Here is a 15,625-nt window from a genome sequence, read left to right on the forward strand (position 1 = left end):
GGCCCGCGCATCCCTCATGCTTAGTCATGACCTCAACGCGGAGCCAGTACCGGATTATCACGGTGTGCACCGGCAATATTTGCCGGTCGCCCATGGCCGAGCTGATGCTGGCCGAGGCCCTGGCCGCGGCGCAGCTGACCGGCGTGGACGTCGACTCTGCCGGCATCACCGCCTACGAGGTGGGACGCCCCATCGACCCGCGGGCCGCCCGTAAGCTCGCCGCCCACCAGATTCCCTCGACGGGCCACATCGCGCGCGAATGGCGCAACGACTGGTTCCAGTCCCGGGATCTCATCCTTGCCATGGACGTTGACCACTACGGCTGGCTTCGGCAGGCGGCCCCCGACGCCGCTTCCCTGGCCAAAATCCGCATGCTCCGCAGCTTCGATCCCGCCGTCGCCGGCAGGGACCCTCTGGACCAGGGCATCGAAGACCCCTGGTACGGCGGCCACACCGACTTCGACATCACCTGGGACCTGATCCACGCATCCCTGCCCGGCCTCCTCGACCACGTACGGGCCGCGCTGGCCCACTCCGCCGCCGACCTCCGGCCCCTCCCGGACCCGGAAGAAGCCGACACGGAGCAGCGGGTACGCTCTATTTCATGAGCCCCGCACCCGTCATCATCGCCATCGACGGACGCTCCGGGGCAGGCAAAACCACCCTCGCCATTGAACTCGCGGCCCGGCTGCGGGAGCACCGCACGGTCTCGCTCTTCCACCTTGAGGACATCTACCCGGGCTGGAACGGACTTGCCGCCGGGATCGACCGCTACGCCGCCACCGTCTTGGCCCCGCTCCGGCGCGGCGCCACCGCGCACTGGACCAGCTGGGACTGGGAGCGGCACTACGACGGCGAGGCACGCCTCACCCGCCCGGCCGACGTCGTCCTGGTCGAGGGTGTCGGTGCGGCAGCCGCTGAGGCCGCGCCATACCTCGACGCCGTGATCTGGACCGACGCCCCCGACGGCGCCCGCAAGGACCGCGCCTTGGAGCGCGACGGCGACACGTATGCTCCCTACTGGGAGCAGTGGGCAGAGCAGGAAGAGGCCTGGCTGGCCGGCGACGATGTCCCTGCCCGGGCCGACGTCAGGGTCCTCAACCACGCCGACGGCGACGCCCCCGGCCAGGTGCTGCAGGCGCTCCTGCACCTTCCCGCGCTGGCCACGCTGCTGCACCCGGAACGGCAGGCCCGCCACGCGGTGCCCCTGCACGCCGAGCGGATCGACGCAGCACCGGATCCCGCACGCCTCTTCGACGCTCTCTACGGCGGCTCGCAGCGGGCCGTCTGGCTCGATTCCTCCCTCACCAGCGACCCGGCGGGCCGGGGCCGCTTCAGCATCCTGGCCGACGACGGCGGCCGCCACGGCCAGTCGGTCCTGCACCGCTCCGGCCGCACCAGCATCCGCGCTGGCGGCGCCGCGGCCACCATCGAAGGCGGCTTCTTCCGCTGGCTCGACGCCGCGTGGGAGGCCCGGCCCCTCCGCTCCCCCGACGACTACGGGTGCGGCTTCACCCTGGGCTGGCTGGGCTACCTCGGCTACGAACTCAAACGCGAAACCGGCGGCAGTGACGTGGCCGCCGACACCCCGGACGCCGCATTGATTTTCGCCGGCCGGGCCGTGGTCCTCGATCACGCGGAGGGTGCCGTCTGGCTTCTGGCCCTGGAGGACCCCGACGCCGCCGCCTGGCTGGCTGGGGCCCGCGCGGCCGTGAGCACGGCATCAACCGGTGACCGCACGCCCGTGCTAGAAAGCGCGGACAACGGGGGTGACGCCGCAGCACTGGTGTTCGCCGCCCGGGACACCGCGGCCGGCTACCAGGCCAAGATCGCCGCGGCGGGGCACCAGATCGCCGAGGGCAACAGCTACGAGGTCTGCCTCACCACCGCCCTCACCGCGGAGGTTCCGGCCGGCGGCGTCGACCCCTGGGAGACCTACCAGGCGCTGCGGCGCCGGAATCCCGCCCCGTTCGCCAGCTTCCTGCGCCTGGACAACGTCACGGTCGCCAGCACCTCCCCGGAGAGGTTCCTGCGGATCACCGCCGACGGCGCCATGCGGGCGGAACCGATCAAGGGCACACGCCGCCGGTCAGCGGACCCGGCAGCGGACCGGGCGCTGCGGGACGAGCTGGCCGCCGCGCCAAAGGACCGGGCCGAGAACATCATGATCGTGGACCTGCTGCGCAACGACCTCAGCCACTTCGCCGTCCCCGGATCCGTCTCCGTCAGCCGGCTCTGCGCTGTGGAGAGCTACGCCACCGTGCACCAGATGGTGAGCACCATCGATGCCCGGCTCCGGCCCGGCGCGTCCCGGGCCGAGGCGGTGGCGGCGTGCTTCCCGGCAGGCTCCATGACGGGCGCACCTAAGGTCAGCACCATGGCCATCCTGGACCACCTTGAGTCGGCCCCGCGCGGCGTCTACTCCGGCGCCGTCGGCTACTTCTCGCTCGACGGCGGCACGGACCTCGCCGTCGCCATCCGCACCCTGGTGATGCACGACGACGGCGCGGCGGGCACCACCCTGAGCCTCGGCGTCGGCGGCGCGATCACCGCCGACTCGGACCCCTCCGAGGAATACGAGGAGGTCCGCACCAAGGCCTTCGGCGTGCTCTCGGCCCTCGGTTCGGTGTTCCCGCCCGGCTGAAAGCCCTCTACTGCAGGGTTGCGGTGAGGCGGGCGACGTTGTCGATGTACTTGATCCGGCGCGGGCGCTTCATCCACTCTTCCAGCGTTAGTTCGCGGGAGATGCCGCGGTAGGTCTCCTCGACCTCGCGGATCCGGCTGACGATGTCCTCGCCGAGCATCATCACGGAGACTTCGAGGTTCAGAGAGAAGGAGCGCATGTCCATGTTGCTGGACCCCAGCACGGCCACCTCGTTGTCCACGGTGAAGTGTTTGGCGTGGAGCACGAACGGGGCCTTGTAGAGGTAGATCCGCACCCCGGCCTCGAGCAGCGCCTGGTAATAGGACTGCTGGGCGTGGTGGACCAGGAACTGGTCACCCTTCTCGGAGACGAAGAGCTCGACGTCGACGCCGCGCTGGGCCGCCGTCGTCACCGCATACAGCAGCGAATCGTCCGGAACGAAGTAGGGGCTGCAGATGGAGAGCTTGTGCTGCGCGGAGTAGATCAGCGTGTTGAAGAGGCGGAGGTTGTTCTCCGTGATGAACCCGGGACCGCTGGGAACCACCTGCGCGGTGACGTGGCCCGGCACCGACTCGGGCCGGTGGCCCAGCTGGTGCTCAAGCGACTCGTCCGTCTCGCTGAGCCAGTCGGTGGCGAAGACGACGTTCAGGGTGGTGACGATCTGGCCGCGCATGCAGGCCATCAGCTCGACCCATTCCCGGCCCACCTTGCGGTGCTTCGGGTTGTTATAGGACGGCTCGATCAGGTTCTGCGAGCCGGTGAAGGCCACCTCGCCGTCGATCACCATGATCTTCCGGTGGTTGCGCAGGTCAGGGCGGCGCCACTGGCCGTGGACCGGCTGCAGGGGCAGCATCGGCCGCCAGCGGATCTTGCTGGCCTTGAGCCGGGCGATCAGCTTGCTGTAGCCCTTGATCCGCAAGGTCCCGAGGTGGTCGAACAGCAGCCGGACCTCGACGCCGCGCTCGGCGGCCTCCTCCAGCGCCGTCAGCAGGTCATCGGTGACGTGGTCCGAGCTGAGGATGTAGAACTCGGCGTTGATGAAGCTCTTGGCCTCGCGGGCCGCGGCGGCCATCGCCTTGATCGAATCCGGGTAGCCGGGCAGCAGTTCCACGCTGTTGTTGTCCACCATCGGCAGCGAGCCCAGCGTCTTGTTCAGCTCCGCCGCGGAGGCCACCCATTCGGGGCCGTCGTAGCGGCTTTCGACGGCGGCAAGTTCGGAGGTGCCGGCGCGGATCCGGGTGTTCACGGCCTCCTGCTGGGCACGGCGGCGGCGGGAGAGCCGGAAGTTGCCGAACAGCAGGAACAGCACCAGACCGACGGAGGGGACGAAGAAGATGCCCAGCAGCCACGCCATGGCGGTGGTGGGGCGGCGGTTGCCGGGGATGATGCCCAGCGCCAGCACGCGGATGGCGAGGTCGATCAGCGTGAGGATCAGGATCGCCCAGGACGGGAGTGACCCCACGAACGGTAAAGGCCAGAGCACAGGCGAACCCCTCTAGTTCCAGACCCGCGGAACAGTTCCGGAACGGGCAATTTCCAAATCCTATCCCGGCGCGCCGCACTAAGCTGAAGCCATGACTACGTCCGCCTCCGCTCCCGCCAACGCCACGGTGCTGGTCTTCCTCGATTCCGCTTTCGAGGACGGCCGCGTCGCCGACTCCTCCAAGCCCCAGTTGATGGCCACGGACCAGGGTGCCACCCGCGGCGACGGCATCTTCGAATCCCTCCTGGCCGTGGGCGGCCAGCCCCGCAAACTGCCGCGGCACCTGGCCCGGCTGGCCGGTTCGGCGCGGACGCTGGAGCTGGATATTCCGGCGGAGGACGCTTGGCGGAAGGCCATCGCGACGGCGCTCCGGGAGTTCCGTGCGGGTGCCCATGAGGACGGCGACGACGAGGTGGTGGTAAAGCTGATCGCGACCCGCGGTGTCGAGGGCTCCCCCGTCCCGACCTGCTGGGTGCAGGCTTCCACCCCGCCCGCGGCCGGCCGCGAGCAGCGCGAGAGCGGCATCGACGTGATCCTGCTGGACCGCGGCTACGACAGCGAGGTGGCAGAACGCGCGCCGTGGCTGCTGCTCGGCGCGAAGACCCTCTCCTATGCGGTGAACATGGCCGCCCTGCGCTACGCCCACCACCAGGGCGCCGACGACGTCATCTTCACGTCCTCCGACGGCCGGGTGCTGGAGGGCCCGACGTCGACCGTGCTGCTGGCGCACCTGGAAACCGCCGACGACGGCGACGGCGGAACCCGAACGGTGCGCCGCCTGATCACCCCGCAACTGGACAGCGGCATCCTCCCTGGCACCTCGCAGGGCGCCCTGTTCGCCGCCGCGAAGGCCGCCGGCTGGGAGCTGGGCTACGGCCCGCTGGTGCCGGAGGACCTCTACGACGCCGACGCCGTGTGGCTGATCTCCAGCATCCGGCTGCTGGCGCCGGTCAACCACATCGACGGCAAGGAAGTCGGCACCGCCGACGTCCGCCGCCAACTGACCGCCGAACTGAACGAACTGTTCGCCACCGTCCAGTAGCAGCCGGGGCGTCCGCGTTCCCGCTTAGCCCTGGGCCAGGGCGTCGCTGACGATCTTCGCCAGGGTGGCGGCCGGCTCCGCACCCACGCCCTGGCCGATGGCCACGGCGGAGACGGACAGGGAACCCTTGATGCCGGTGACGACGGCGGTCTGGGTAGCCTGCCCGTCCGGCAGCCCCTGCGTGGTCAGGGACCCGAACGAGGCGTCCCCGCCGGTCTCGACGGGGAGGACCTCCGTCTTGCCGGTGATCTTCTTGCCCTGCAGTTCGATGGTGTAGTTGGCGCACTTGCCGGCGTTGTCCTTTGCGGCGGCGGCTCCCTTGGACAGCACGGACGGGTCCGAGACGGACACCAAGGTCACGGTGGTCATCGCCTGGCCGGAGGAGGACTTCGCCACGCCGCCGGTGTAAGTGCTGCCGGCCGGGATCTGGCCGCTGGTGTCCACCAGGGCGGCGCATTCCTGCGGGGTGATGACGGCCGCGGAGATCATCTGCTTGGCCGCCGCGATGCCCGTCTCCAGCTGGTCTGCCGGGACCGCCGTCAGGGGGTGGCCCTCCCCGTCCTTCAGGCCGGCCAGGATGGTGCCGAGTTCGGCGGTGGTGTAGGCCTTGGGGCTGGCGGTGGCACTGGGGCTGGGCGCCGACGACGAAGCCGCGGACGTCGCCTGGGATCCGGCCGCCGTCGTTTCCGGGGAGCCGGTGGATTGGGCGGCGGTGGATTGGGCGGCGGAGGAACCGCCGCCGGAGCACCCGGCCAGGGCCAGGCCCGCGGCGATGATCAGTGCGGAAGGTACGAGGCGGTGCGTGGTCATGTTGTCCCCCAAAGGATTGTGCGGATACGTGCGGTGCCAATAAGTGCAGTGCGGATGGTTGCGGTGCGGATGCCAACGTTGTGGATGAGCGTGGAGAGGTGCGTGTTGTGCGCGAGCCTACGACATTGCCGGCCGCCGGGACAGCCCGCGGCCGGTGTCATGCCCACGCCTTGCGCAGGGCCGCCCACGCGGCGTCGTCCAGCATGCTCGAGGGGGTGACCGCGACGGCGTTAGCGCCGCCGGCCACCGAGTCGGCGAGCGCGGTTTCCAGGTCTGCGGCGGACACGGTCCCGGAGCGGGCCCACATCCCGGTGGAGATGACGAACCGTCCGGGCCTCGCCGCCATGGCCGCGGCCAGTTGCTTGGAGTAGTCGGGGCCCTTGCCGTTGAGCGCGAAGTAGTTCCAGAGCACCAGCCGGTCCGCCGCCTTGGCCAGCAGGGCGTAGTCGTGCCCGCTTTCCGGCCGGTCCCCCGCCGGGTCCTGCCAGGGCGCCCGGACGTCCATGTCCAGGCTGGCGCCGTTGGCGTGCGCGGCGGCAGCGGCTTTGGCCACCACGGAGGCGAGGGCCTGGGACCGCCAGGCGCCGATGCTGGCGTCCCCGGTGTCGATCCCGCCGTCGGCCGTCCGCGGCCAGTCCTTCGCGCCGGTGGCGCGCATATAGGAGTCGCGGTCGTCCCCGCCGTAGGTGTTGTCGTCGAACATCAGCTCGGTCAGCGCCACGGCGTCGGGGTGGTAGCGGCGGGTCACCTCGTCGACGAACTCCACCAGCCGCTGGCCCACGGGTCCGGTGGTCAGGGCGGTGACGCTGGCGAAGTCCTTGGACCGGGTGCCGTCAAGGTTGATTCCGGCCAGGCCCTGGTTCTTAGCGATCCAGCCCGGGATCAGCAGGTCGATGGTGAGCGTGACCCGGCGTTTGCTGCCGTTGCCCGCGGTGCCGAGGGCCTTGATGGCCTCCGCCACGTGGTCGCGGCCGCCGGCGGCTTCAATCTCGGGGTGCTTGTCCCACCGGAACGCCGTCCAGTCCAGCCGGCCCACGCTGATGGTGACGCTGTTGGCGTTGACCTCGTCGAGCCGCTTGGCCAGGGCCGGGAGGCCGCCTGGGTCCTCGACCACGGTTTCGTAGCCGACGCCCACGGTGCGCTCCGGCGCCGGTGCCTCCGCCCGGGGAGGCACCGGCGTCGAGCAGCCCGTCAGGGCCAGCAGTGCCATGGCCAGCGTTGCGGCCAGCAGCCTCACACCCTGACCTCGGTGACGGCCGCCGCCGTCGGGACGCTGACCACTCCGGTGCGCTTCAGCTTGTTCCAGTGCGCCTGCTTGCCGCGGGTCTCCTGCAGCAGCGCCGCCGCCATGGTCAGGCCGGTGAACACGGAGTAGAAGGGGACCAGCGGCAGGGTCCAGGCGTGCCGCAGGTCCGGCCACGCCCGGTTGAGGGAGAGCCCGAACAGGGTCAGGACCGCCGTGACCACCAGCCCCAGCCAGCCCAGGACCGCCCACGCGTCGGCGCCCAACGGGCTCCGGCCGCCGGCCACCAGCAGCAGCAGGTCCAGCAGGAGGAACAGCTGCAGGACCGGGAGTGCCACCATGGTCACGGTGTTGAACAGCAGGTAGGCGCCGAACCGGCCGCGCCGCAGGTTTCCGATCATGTCCTTGTGCACCCGCATGGTCTGCAGCAGCCCGCGGGCCCACCGGACCCGCTGCCGCCAGAGGGCGTGCACCGTGGACGGCGATTCGGCGTAGACCAGGGCCTTCGGCGCGAACACCACGTTGTACCCGGCCCGGTGCACCCGCCAGGTCAGCTCCAGATCCTCCCCCACGGTGTCCTCACGGAACGGTCCGACGTCGGCCAGGACCGAGCGCGGGAACGCGCCGATGTTGCCGGAGACGATCGGCAGGCAGCCGATCACCGTCAGTGCCCGCCGGACCAGGCCGGTACCCACGTGGCTGATGAACGCGAGCATCCGGGTCTGGACGCGGTTGAGGTTGACCGGCCGGTCGTCGCCGCAGACGGCGCCCACCCGGCGGTCCGTGAAGCCCTGGAGCATCCGCTTGACCGTGCTGCGGGAGAAGATGCCGTCGGCGTCGACGAACATCAGGACCTCGCCGGTCGAGTAGTTCAGGCCGCGGTTCAGCGCGGCGCCCTTACCGGCGTTCTCCTGGGTCAGGACCGTGATCCTCGGGTCCCCGGCGGCGAGCTCGTGCATCAGTTCCAGGGTGTTGTCCGTGGACCCGTCGTCCACCAGGACCACCTCGTACCGGTCATAGGTGGTGAGCTGGATGGAGCGGACGCAGTTCTCGATCACGGTGGCCTCGTTATAGGCCGGGACGATGATCGAGACGGTCGGCCACTCGTTCAGCAGGGTCCCCTGGCCGGTGCGGCGGCGGCGGGTCACCTGCACCTGGAACCAGAGGGCCAGGGGCAGGACCAGCAGCTTCAGGAGGCCGAAGACCAGCACCGGAATGCCGAGCACCACCAGCAGCAGCTGGGCGCCGGGCATCAGCCCGGCCAGGAGATTCTCATACCAGGGCATGGGCGAACGCTCCCCTCGTCTGCCGGAATGACGCCGGGTTGAAGGCCGGGAGGGAGAACGAGGCGAGGACGGCGTCGAGCAGTTCCGGCGCGCGCTGGCTGTTCGCCCCGAATCGGGCATTGATTTCGAGCACCACCGGGGTGCCGTCGGCCCGGCGCCGGACGTCGAGGTCCACCGGCCCGGTGAGGGACAGGGCACGGACGGCGTTCATCGCCAGGTTGCCGACGTCGTTCGCCTCCCCCGCCTCCACCCGGCGGGTACTAAGGGCGTTGCCGACCTCGCCCTGCGCGAGCGCGGTTTTCTCCACGACGACGGCGAACGGCGGTGTGGTGTTGTGCGCCGGGGTTCCGAAGACCATTGGCCCGTACTCGGTGCCTGGGATGAATTCCTGGACGATCAGGCCGCCGGGAAGTCCGGCCCAGTCGACGTCGGAGCCGCTCCGGACCACCGTCACGCCGCGGCCGCCCCGGGACACCCGGGGCTTGATGACGACGGGTCCGCCCAGGAGCTCGATGGCCTCCTCCGCGCAGCGGAAGTCCCGGGGAACCCCGAAGGCGGGAACCGGAACGCCGGCAGAATGCAGCTGCCAGGCGGTGTAGAGCTTGTCATCGGCGAGCGCGACGGCGCCGGTCGGCCCGATGATGACGCGGACGTCCGGGCCAAAGCCGGCCCGGAAGGCGGCCAGGCGGGGCAGTTCCTCACTGACCGTGGGGATCACGAGGTTGATGCCCTCGGCGCCGACCAGCCGGCGCAGCGCGGACACCAGCTCGGGATCCGTGGCCGCGGGTACCCGGACCACCGGCACCCCGGAGACTTCGGCCAGGTCGCGGATGTCCGTGCCGAGGACCGGGATGCCACGTTCGGTCAGTTGCGCGGCGAGGGCACGGCCGGCGGGGCCGCCGACGCCGGTGACCAGCACGCGCGGCTTCACAGCTTCTCCATTTCGGTGCTCAGCAGGCGGACGGGTTCATAGGCCTCGGCCACCCGGCGGCGGGCCTGGCCGCCGCGGAAGGAGGCGATGCCGCGGACCCGTTCGGGCGTCATGTACGGCTTGGCCAGCTGGTCGCTGTGCATCTTCACCGCCTGGACCTTGGCGTCGACGTAGTCGTCAATGTCCACGAAGACGCTGGGGTTGAATTCCCGCGTGGCCGAGGGGCTCTCGTAACAAAGGATCGAGTGGTGCTGCCGCGCGGCCCGCAGGGTGGCCTGGTGCACCGCCTGGTGGTCCTGGTGCTGGTCGTGGTTGGAGTGGGTGAGGATGATGTCCGGGTTGAAGCGCACGATCGCGTGCTCGATGGCGCCCACCATTTCCTGGCTGTGGCGGTGCAGCTCGGTGTCCGTGAAGTTGTGATGGATCATGCCGGTCAGGCCCATGAACGTGGCGCCGCGCTGGGCGTCCAGCGACCGCTCCAGGGCGTTGCCGCCGCGCTTGCCGTCGCTCATCACCAGCCCCTGCACCTCGTGGCCGGAGTCGACGAACTTGGCGAGCGTTCCGCCGCAGGCCAGCTCCAGGTCGTCCGGGTGGGCGCCGATGGCCAGCACCCGGCGGGGCTGCCGGGCCGGGCTTCCACCGGTGCGCAGGGCGGTCAGCGCGATGGCGAGGGCGGTGAGTCCGCCCAGGGTGGCGGTCAGGTCGGCGGTCTGCCAGAACTCGGAGGCGTCCAGGGCAAAGGCGGCGACGTTGGCCAGCAGCAGCACCGCGCCGGTGGCGAGGGAAATCCGGCGCAGAAGTTCGGGACGGCGCAGCCGGCGGTGGAACCAGGATTTCCCCACCGCCGCTGCGACCAGCAGCGCAATCAGCAAGACGATTATCAAGACGTAAATCGAGACCATGAATCTTTCCAGTTCTTCTTCGAGGTGCCGGCCGCCCCCAGTGCTGCGCCGGACAAAATGATGGATCTGCAACCCGCCCGGCAGAGGCTGCCGGGTTCTGGAGGGAAGGATTGCTTGTCAAAGAACCGGTCCGCGGTATCCCGGCGGAGACGTCAAAACCCATGCGCCAGCGGCACTGCGCATACGGCCGGAAGCGGCCGCGCAGCGGGTGCTGAAAAGGCGTATGCGGTATGTGGAGACCCAGCGGAGACCTTGGACTGCCACTTCAGTAAACGTGACGCCCCTATCGGAAAACCCGAGTAGGCAATACCCGAAAAGCATTCGGCCACCGCGGACGGAACTGGCTTTTTGTACTCGATCACGACGGGCGCGATACTCGGTCGGCCTACGGCGGACGGCCTCCCGTGACCGAACATGACGGGGCCGACGCGCGGGCGCGGGCCCCGGGGTGTTAGGTTTTTTGCAGAGTAATGAGAACCGGTGCCAAGCCCTGACTGGCCGGTCGGCAACCCTCCTTTTGCGGCGGGGTGCCTCAGGTGACTACTCGGCAATCGACCATTCGAGCTGCAAGCGTGAACGTAAGGAGTTTGTCGTGTCCGACGCGACCCCGCCCCCAGTCCCCGCCCCCGGAACCGGCACCCCGGCCAACCCTCCCGCGCAGGCCGCAGCGCCCGCGGAGCGGCTGGCCTACCGGCTGCTGACCGGCCCAGACGACCGCAGCTTCTGCGAGCGGATCTCGGCCGCCCTTGCCGAGGGGTATGTGCTGCACGGCAGCCCGGCCGCAACCTTCAATGGCACATCGGTGATCGTGGCGCAGGCACTGGTGCTGCCGGCCGCCGTCGCGGAGGCGGACGCCGCGGTGGCCCGCGCCGTCGACGGTCTGGAATCCGAAGGGCTGGAATCCGAAGGGCAGGCGGGGGCATGAGCTACGCCGGGGACCTGACCCCGCAGGCAACCTGGGAACGGCTGCAGTCCGGCGCGGTGCTGGTGGACGTCCGCACCCGGGCCGAGTGGGCCCAGATCGGCGTCCCGGTGACCGGCGGGGCGGCCGCGGAGCCGGTATTCATCGAGTGGACCCGGGCCGGCGGCGTGCCGAACGAGGACTTCCTGGACGAGCTCCGGCAGCGCGTCCCGGCCGACGCCGAACTGCTCTTCCTCTGCCGGTCCGGGGCCCGCTCCGTCGCGGCGGCAGGGGCTGCGACGGCGGCGGGATTCACCGTCTACAACGTGCTGGACGGCTTTGAGGGCCAGCCGGATGAGGCCGGCGTCCGCCGCGTCAACGGCTGGAAAAACGTGGGCCTGCCGACCGACGGGACCCGCACCGCATGAGTTTCAATCCCGAGGCCGCGGACTGGAACCCGGACACCCAGGCCGTCCGTGGCGGCCTGGACCGGACCGGCTTCCAGGAAACCACCGAGCCGATCTTCCTCAACTCCGGCTTCGTCTACGAATCCGCCGCCGCCGCGGAGCGGGCCTTCACCGGCGAGGACGAGCGGTTCGTCTACTCCCGCTACGGCAACCCCTCGGTGGCCACCTTCCAGGAGCGGCTCCGCCTGCTCGAGGGCACCGAGGCGTGCTTCGCGACGGCGTCGGGCATGTCCGCGGTGTTCACCGCTCTCGGCGCGCTGCTTGGGGCCGGTGACAGGGTGGTCGCCGCCCGGTCCCTGTTCGGATCCTGCTTCGTGATCCTGAACGAGATCCTGCCGCGCTGGGGCGTGGAGACCGTCTTCGTCGACGGCCCGGACCTCGACCAGTGGCGTGACGCGCTCTCGACGCCGGCCACCGCCGTGTTCTTCGAGTCGCCGTCGAACCCGATGCAGGAGATCGTGGACATCGCCGCCGTGAGCGGGCTGGCGCACGCCGCCGGCGCCACCGTGGTGGTGGACAACGTCTTCGCCACCCCGCTGCTGCAGCGCTGCACGGACTTCGGCGCGGACGTGGTGGTCTACTCCGGCACAAAGCACATCGACGGCCAGGGCCGGGTGCTGGGCGGCGCGATCCTGGGCAGCAAGGAGTTCATCGAGGGCCCGGTCCGGCAACTGATGCGCCACACCGGACCCGCGCTGTCCGCCTTCAACGCCTGGGTGCTGACCAAGGGCCTGGAAACCATGTCGTTGCGGGTCAACCACGCCTCCGCCTCGGCGCTGCGGCTGGCAGAGTGGCTCGAGGCGCAGCAGGCCGTGACTTGGGTGAAGTACCCGCTCCTGGCCTCCCACCCGCAGCACGAGCTGGCCGCCAAGCAAATGAAGTCCGGCGGGACCGTGCTGACCTTCGAACTGGCGTCCCCGGCCGGCCGGTCCGCCAAGGATGCCGCCTTCGGGCTGCTGGACGGGCTGCGGATCATCGACATCTCCAACAACCTGGGCGACTCGAAATCGCTGATCACGCACCCGGCCACCACCACGCACCGGGCCATGGGTCCGGAGGGGCGGGCCGCTATCGGGTTGAGCGACGGCGTGGTGCGTCTCTCCGTCGGACTGGAGGACGCGGAGGACCTGATCCGGGACCTTGGCCAGGCGCTGGCGCGGATCCAGTAATCCCCGGCGGCGGCGTGGAACGTACGGCCTAGAACCGGCGGACGGGTGCCAGTGCCGGCAGCGGACCGGTAGCGGTGCCGGCGTCGGGCACGTCCCCGCCGACCGTGGTCCGCACCGCCTCGCCGACGACGGCGCCGAGCCCGGCGCGGCGCTGCAGCTCCGCACCGGTGCCCTCCGCCAGGATCCTGGCCACCCCGGCGCGCACCACGCCGAGCTCGCCCTGATCCGCCAGGACCGGGGCGAGGTAGTCCACCAGGGCGTTCACCACCTCGGCCGCGGGGCGGGGCCGGAAGGTCCCGAAGTCCAGCAGCTCGGAGGACAGCCCGCAGTTGCTCGCCTGCCAGGCCGCCATCCTCAAGAGCACGGTCGGCACCGGCGCCGGGTCCACGCCGTCGTACCACTCGCGCGAGGCGGTCTCCACCAGCGCCCGCACCAGCACCGCCAGCAGCGCCGCGTCCTCCGCGCGCAGGCACACGTCCGCCACCCGGATCTCCACGGTGGGATGGTTCCGGGCCAGCCGCGCGTCGAAGTACACCATGCCCTCATCGAAGAGCACGCCGCTGTCCAGCAGCCGCGACACCACCCTGCGGTAGGCCGCATGGCTGCCGAAGACCATCGTCGGACCGGCAGCGGGCCAGCGGTTCCAGGCTTGGGTGCGGTAGCTCTCGAACCCCGTTTCCATCCCGTTCCAGTACGGGGAGTTGGCGCTGAGGGCGATCAGCACAGCCAGCTTGTCCCGGATCCGGTCCAGCACCGCCACCCCCTCCTCGGGCGAGTCGATGGCGGCGTGGACGTGCAGCCCGCAGGTGAGCTGCTCCTGGACGGTGAGGCCGAACCGCCGCTGCATCGTGGCGTAGCGCAGTTTGGGGGTGGTGTGGGTGGGTGCGGCCAGCGGCGAGGTGGCCAGTGCCGCGACCCGGGCGCCGTGCACCCGGGCGGCGTCGTCGGCGGTCCGGCGGGCCCGACGAATCTGCCGCAGCAGGGCGTCATGCTCCCGGCACGGCAGCGTCTGGGTTTCGATCTGTTCGAGCTTGAGCTCGAAACTGAAGCCGGAATGGCCCTCGCCGGTCTCCGGGCCCCGGACGAGCCCGCGCAGCATGGCGTCCGCGAGCGCCAGCGGCACCCCGCTGACGGGGTCCACGATCAGCAGTTCCTCTTCGACGCCGAAGGTGCGCATACCCCATTGTGCGCCGGGGGTCTTTAGTCCTGGAAGTACTCGATCTTCGCGCCGATGGTGTTCAGCCGCTCGGCCAGATCCTCGTACCCGCGCTCGATCACGTAGATGTTGCGCAGCTCGGACACGCCCCGGGCGGCCAGCATGGCCAGCAGCAGGCAGGCGGCAGGGCGGAGGGCCGGCGGGCACCCCACCTCGGCGGCGCGCCACTTGGTGGGGCCGTTGACGTAGATCCGGTGCGGGTCCAGCAGCTGCACCTGCGCGCCGAGCCGGTTCAGTTCGGTCAGGTAGATGGCGCGGTTCTCGTAGACCCAGTCGTGGATCATGGTCTGGCCCTGCGCGTTGGCGGCGATCACGGCGAAGAACGGCAGGTTGTCGATGTTCAGGCCCGGGAACGGCATGGGGTGGATCTTGTCCTCGGGCGCCTTCAGCTCGGAGGGCCGGGTAGTGACATCCACCAGCCGGGTCCGGCCGTTGCGCGCCACGTATTCGGCGGAGACCTCCAGCCGCTGGCCCATCTGCTCCAGGGTGGCCAGCTCGATCTCCATGAACTCGATCGGCACGCGGCGGATGGTGACCTCGGAGTTGGTCACGATGCCGGCCGTGATCAGGCTCATCGCCTCGATCGGGTCCTCGGAGGGGAAGTACTCGATGTCCACGTCCACCGCGGGCCGGCCGACAATCTTCAGCGTGGTGGTCCCGACGCCGTCGATCTCCACGCCCAGGCGCTGCAGGTAGAAGCAGAGGTCCTGGACCATGTAGTTGGGGCTGGCGTTGCGGATGACCGTGGTGCCGCGACGGTGGGCGGCAGCCATGATGGCGTTCTCGGTGACCGTGTCGCCCCGCTCGCTGAGGACGAAGGAGCGGTTCTCGCCGTCGGCGGGCGGCGCCTGGACGGTGTAGAAGCCGGAGGTGGCCTCCACGCGGAGGCCGAACTGGCGCAGCGCCTGCATGTGCGGCTCCACGGTCCGGGTGCCCAGGTCGCAGCCGCCGGCGTAGGGGAGCCGGTACTCGGCGGACTCGTCCAGCAGCGGGCCCAGCAGCATGATGACGCTGCGGGTGCGGCGGGCTGCGTCGACGTCCATGCCGTCGAGGTCCAGGACGGCGGGGCGGCGGATCTGCAGGTCGGTGGCGTTCAGCCAGGTGCACTCGACGCCGATGCTGGTCAGCACCTCGACGATCCGGTTGACCTCCTCGATCCGGGCCAGCCGGCGCAGTACCGTGGTGCCGCGGTTGATCAGGCTGGCGCAGAGCAGGGCGACGCCGGCATTCTTGCTGCTGTTGACGTCCACGGCGCCGGAGAGGGTGTGGCCGCCCTCCACGCGCAGGTGGGTCATCTGGGGCCGGCCCACCTTGACGATGGTGCGGCCGAAGATGGACTCCAGGCGCTGGATCATCTTCAGGCTCAGGTTCTGCTTGCCCTGTTCCATCCGGGCGACGGCGCTCTGGCTGGTGCCAAGCTCTGCGGCAAGTTTGCCCTGGGTCCAGCCCTTTTCGCCGCGTGCGTCCTTGAGGACCGTGCCGAGGTGTTCTGCAGTGGGAAGCGTCATACCCAAGAAATATCACACATGAG

The 15,625-nt window shown here is 70.2% G+C and carries 14 protein-coding genes and 1 riboswitch; of the genes, 6 read left to right on the forward strand and 8 right to left on the reverse strand.

From position 1 onward, the window contains the following. Window positions 1–26: 26 nt before the first annotated feature. Together AB0305_RS11725 and pabB are read left to right on the forward strand one after the other, a co-directional pair. Entirely contained in the window at window positions 27–608 is a 582-nt protein-coding gene (locus AB0305_RS11725; RefSeq protein WP_364134476.1) for a low molecular weight protein-tyrosine-phosphatase, read from the forward strand. Further along, window positions 605–2,644 carry an aminodeoxychorismate synthase component I gene (gene pabB / locus AB0305_RS11730; RefSeq protein WP_364134479.1) on the forward strand — a complete coding sequence of 680 codons (2,040 nt, stop codon included), beginning with the start codon at window positions 605–607 and terminating at the stop codon, window positions 2,642–2,644. The genes AB0305_RS11725 and pabB overlap by 4 nt, the downstream gene beginning before the upstream one ends. Window positions 2,645–2,651: 7 nt before the next feature. Here the strand turns inward: pabB and cls are convergent, their stop codons facing one another. Further along, complete coding sequence (gene cls / locus AB0305_RS11735; protein ID WP_290256404.1) at window positions 2,652–4,127, reverse strand: cardiolipin synthase; 1,476 nt, start codon at window positions 4,125–4,127, stop codon at window positions 2,652–2,654. Between the two features lie 91 nt (window positions 4,128–4,218). Here cls and AB0305_RS11740 point away from each other — a divergent pair, with 91 nt between their 5' ends. Then, a complete protein-coding gene (locus tag AB0305_RS11740; protein WP_364134482.1) occupies window positions 4,219–5,169 on the forward strand; it encodes an aminodeoxychorismate lyase in 951 nt (316 codons plus the stop codon). Between the two features lie 24 nt (window positions 5,170–5,193). On the opposite strand, the gene AB0305_RS11745 is transcribed toward AB0305_RS11740, so the two are convergent. The 5 genes from AB0305_RS11745 to AB0305_RS11765 all read right to left on the reverse strand — a co-directional run bounded on the left by AB0305_RS11745 (window position 5,194) and on the right by AB0305_RS11765 (window position 10,341). Next, the gene (locus tag AB0305_RS11745) at window positions 5,194–5,979 is read right to left on the reverse strand and encodes a hypothetical protein (protein WP_364134485.1); all 786 of its coding nucleotides are present in this window, start codon (window positions 5,977–5,979) and stop codon (window positions 5,194–5,196) included. A 157-nt stretch (window positions 5,980–6,136) separates the two neighbouring features. Next, window positions 6,137–7,216: a hypothetical protein gene (locus tag AB0305_RS11750; protein ID WP_364134488.1), complete on the reverse strand. Its 1,080-nt coding sequence runs from the start codon at window positions 7,214–7,216 to the stop codon at window positions 6,137–6,139. Continuing rightward, window positions 7,213–8,508: a glycosyltransferase family 2 protein gene (locus tag AB0305_RS11755; protein WP_364134491.1), complete on the reverse strand. Its 1,296-nt coding sequence runs from the start codon at window positions 8,506–8,508 to the stop codon at window positions 7,213–7,215. The genes AB0305_RS11750 and AB0305_RS11755 overlap by 4 nt, the downstream gene beginning before the upstream one ends. Further along, window positions 8,495–9,439 carry an ATP-grasp domain-containing protein gene (locus tag AB0305_RS11760; RefSeq protein WP_364134494.1) on the reverse strand — a complete coding sequence of 315 codons (945 nt, stop codon included), beginning with the start codon at window positions 9,437–9,439 and terminating at the stop codon, window positions 8,495–8,497. The genes AB0305_RS11755 and AB0305_RS11760 overlap by 14 nt, the downstream gene beginning before the upstream one ends. Beyond that, window positions 9,436–10,341, reverse strand: coding sequence for a PIG-L deacetylase family protein (locus AB0305_RS11765; protein WP_290256410.1), 906 nt, complete (start codon window positions 10,339–10,341; stop codon window positions 9,436–9,438). Before AB0305_RS11765 ends, AB0305_RS11760 begins: the two co-directional genes overlap by 4 nt. Before the next feature lie 466 nt (window positions 10,342–10,807). Continuing rightward, window positions 10,808–10,920, forward strand: a riboswitch (SAM riboswitch). Between the two features lie 103 nt (window positions 10,921–11,023). Here AB0305_RS11765 and AB0305_RS11770 point away from each other — a divergent pair. From AB0305_RS11770 to AB0305_RS11780, 3 genes are read left to right on the forward strand one after another with little or no spacing between them, the layout of a single operon-like run. Continuing rightward, a complete protein-coding gene (locus tag AB0305_RS11770) occupies window positions 11,024–11,266 on the forward strand; it encodes a DUF1737 domain-containing protein (protein WP_364134697.1) in 243 nt (80 codons plus the stop codon). Next, window positions 11,263–11,670 (forward strand): rhodanese-like domain-containing protein, encoded by a 408-nt coding sequence (locus tag AB0305_RS11775; protein ID WP_364134497.1) that lies wholly within the window; start codon window positions 11,263–11,265, stop codon window positions 11,668–11,670. The genes AB0305_RS11770 and AB0305_RS11775 overlap by 4 nt, the downstream gene beginning before the upstream one ends. Further along, window positions 11,667–12,878 carry an O-succinylhomoserine sulfhydrylase gene (locus tag AB0305_RS11780; RefSeq protein ID WP_364134500.1) on the forward strand — a complete coding sequence of 404 codons (1,212 nt, stop codon included), beginning with the start codon at window positions 11,667–11,669 and terminating at the stop codon, window positions 12,876–12,878. Before AB0305_RS11775 ends, AB0305_RS11780 begins: the two co-directional genes overlap by 4 nt. 28 nt (window positions 12,879–12,906) lie before the next feature. Here the strand turns inward: AB0305_RS11780 and AB0305_RS11785 are convergent, their stop codons facing one another. Both AB0305_RS11785 and AB0305_RS11790 read right to left on the reverse strand, forming a co-directional pair. Next, a complete protein-coding gene (locus AB0305_RS11785; protein ID WP_364134503.1) occupies window positions 12,907–14,055 on the reverse strand; it encodes a glutamate--cysteine ligase in 1,149 nt (382 codons plus the stop codon). Between the two features lie 23 nt (window positions 14,056–14,078). Continuing rightward, window positions 14,079–15,602: a UDP-N-acetylglucosamine 1-carboxyvinyltransferase gene (locus tag AB0305_RS11790; protein WP_364134506.1), complete on the reverse strand. Its 1,524-nt coding sequence runs from the start codon at window positions 15,600–15,602 to the stop codon at window positions 14,079–14,081. Window positions 15,603–15,625: the final 23 nt, after the last annotated feature.

Source organism: Arthrobacter sp. NPDC080086 (assembly GCF_040702285.1).

Bases quoted from the DNA above. Each gene is read 5' to 3' on its own strand.
- AB0305_RS11775 (WP_364134497.1), top strand. From the start codon at position 11,263: ATGAGCTACGCCGGGGACCTGACCCCGCAGGCAACCTGGGAACGGCTG.
- AB0305_RS11725 (WP_364134476.1), top strand. From the start codon at position 27: ATGACCTCAACGCGGAGCCAGTACCGGATTATCACGGTGTGCACCGGC.
- AB0305_RS11790 (WP_364134506.1), bottom strand. From the start codon at position 15,602: ATGACGCTTCCCACTGCAGAACACCTCGGCACGGTCCTCAAGGACGCA.
- AB0305_RS11765 (WP_290256410.1), bottom strand. From the start codon at position 10,341: ATGGTCTCGATTTACGTCTTGATAATCGTCTTGCTGATTGCGCTGCTG.
- pabB (WP_364134479.1), top strand. From the start codon at position 605: ATGAGCCCCGCACCCGTCATCATCGCCATCGACGGACGCTCCGGGGCA.
- AB0305_RS11745 (WP_364134485.1), bottom strand. From the start codon at position 5,979: ATGACCACGCACCGCCTCGTACCTTCCGCACTGATCATCGCCGCGGGC.
- AB0305_RS11755 (WP_364134491.1), bottom strand. From the start codon at position 8,508: ATGCCCTGGTATGAGAATCTCCTGGCCGGGCTGATGCCCGGCGCCCAG.
- AB0305_RS11740 (WP_364134482.1), top strand. From the start codon at position 4,219: ATGACTACGTCCGCCTCCGCTCCCGCCAACGCCACGGTGCTGGTCTTC.
- AB0305_RS11785 (WP_364134503.1), bottom strand. From the start codon at position 14,055: ATGCGCACCTTCGGCGTCGAAGAGGAACTGCTGATCGTGGACCCCGTC.
- AB0305_RS11780 (WP_364134500.1), top strand. From the start codon at position 11,667: ATGAGTTTCAATCCCGAGGCCGCGGACTGGAACCCGGACACCCAGGCC.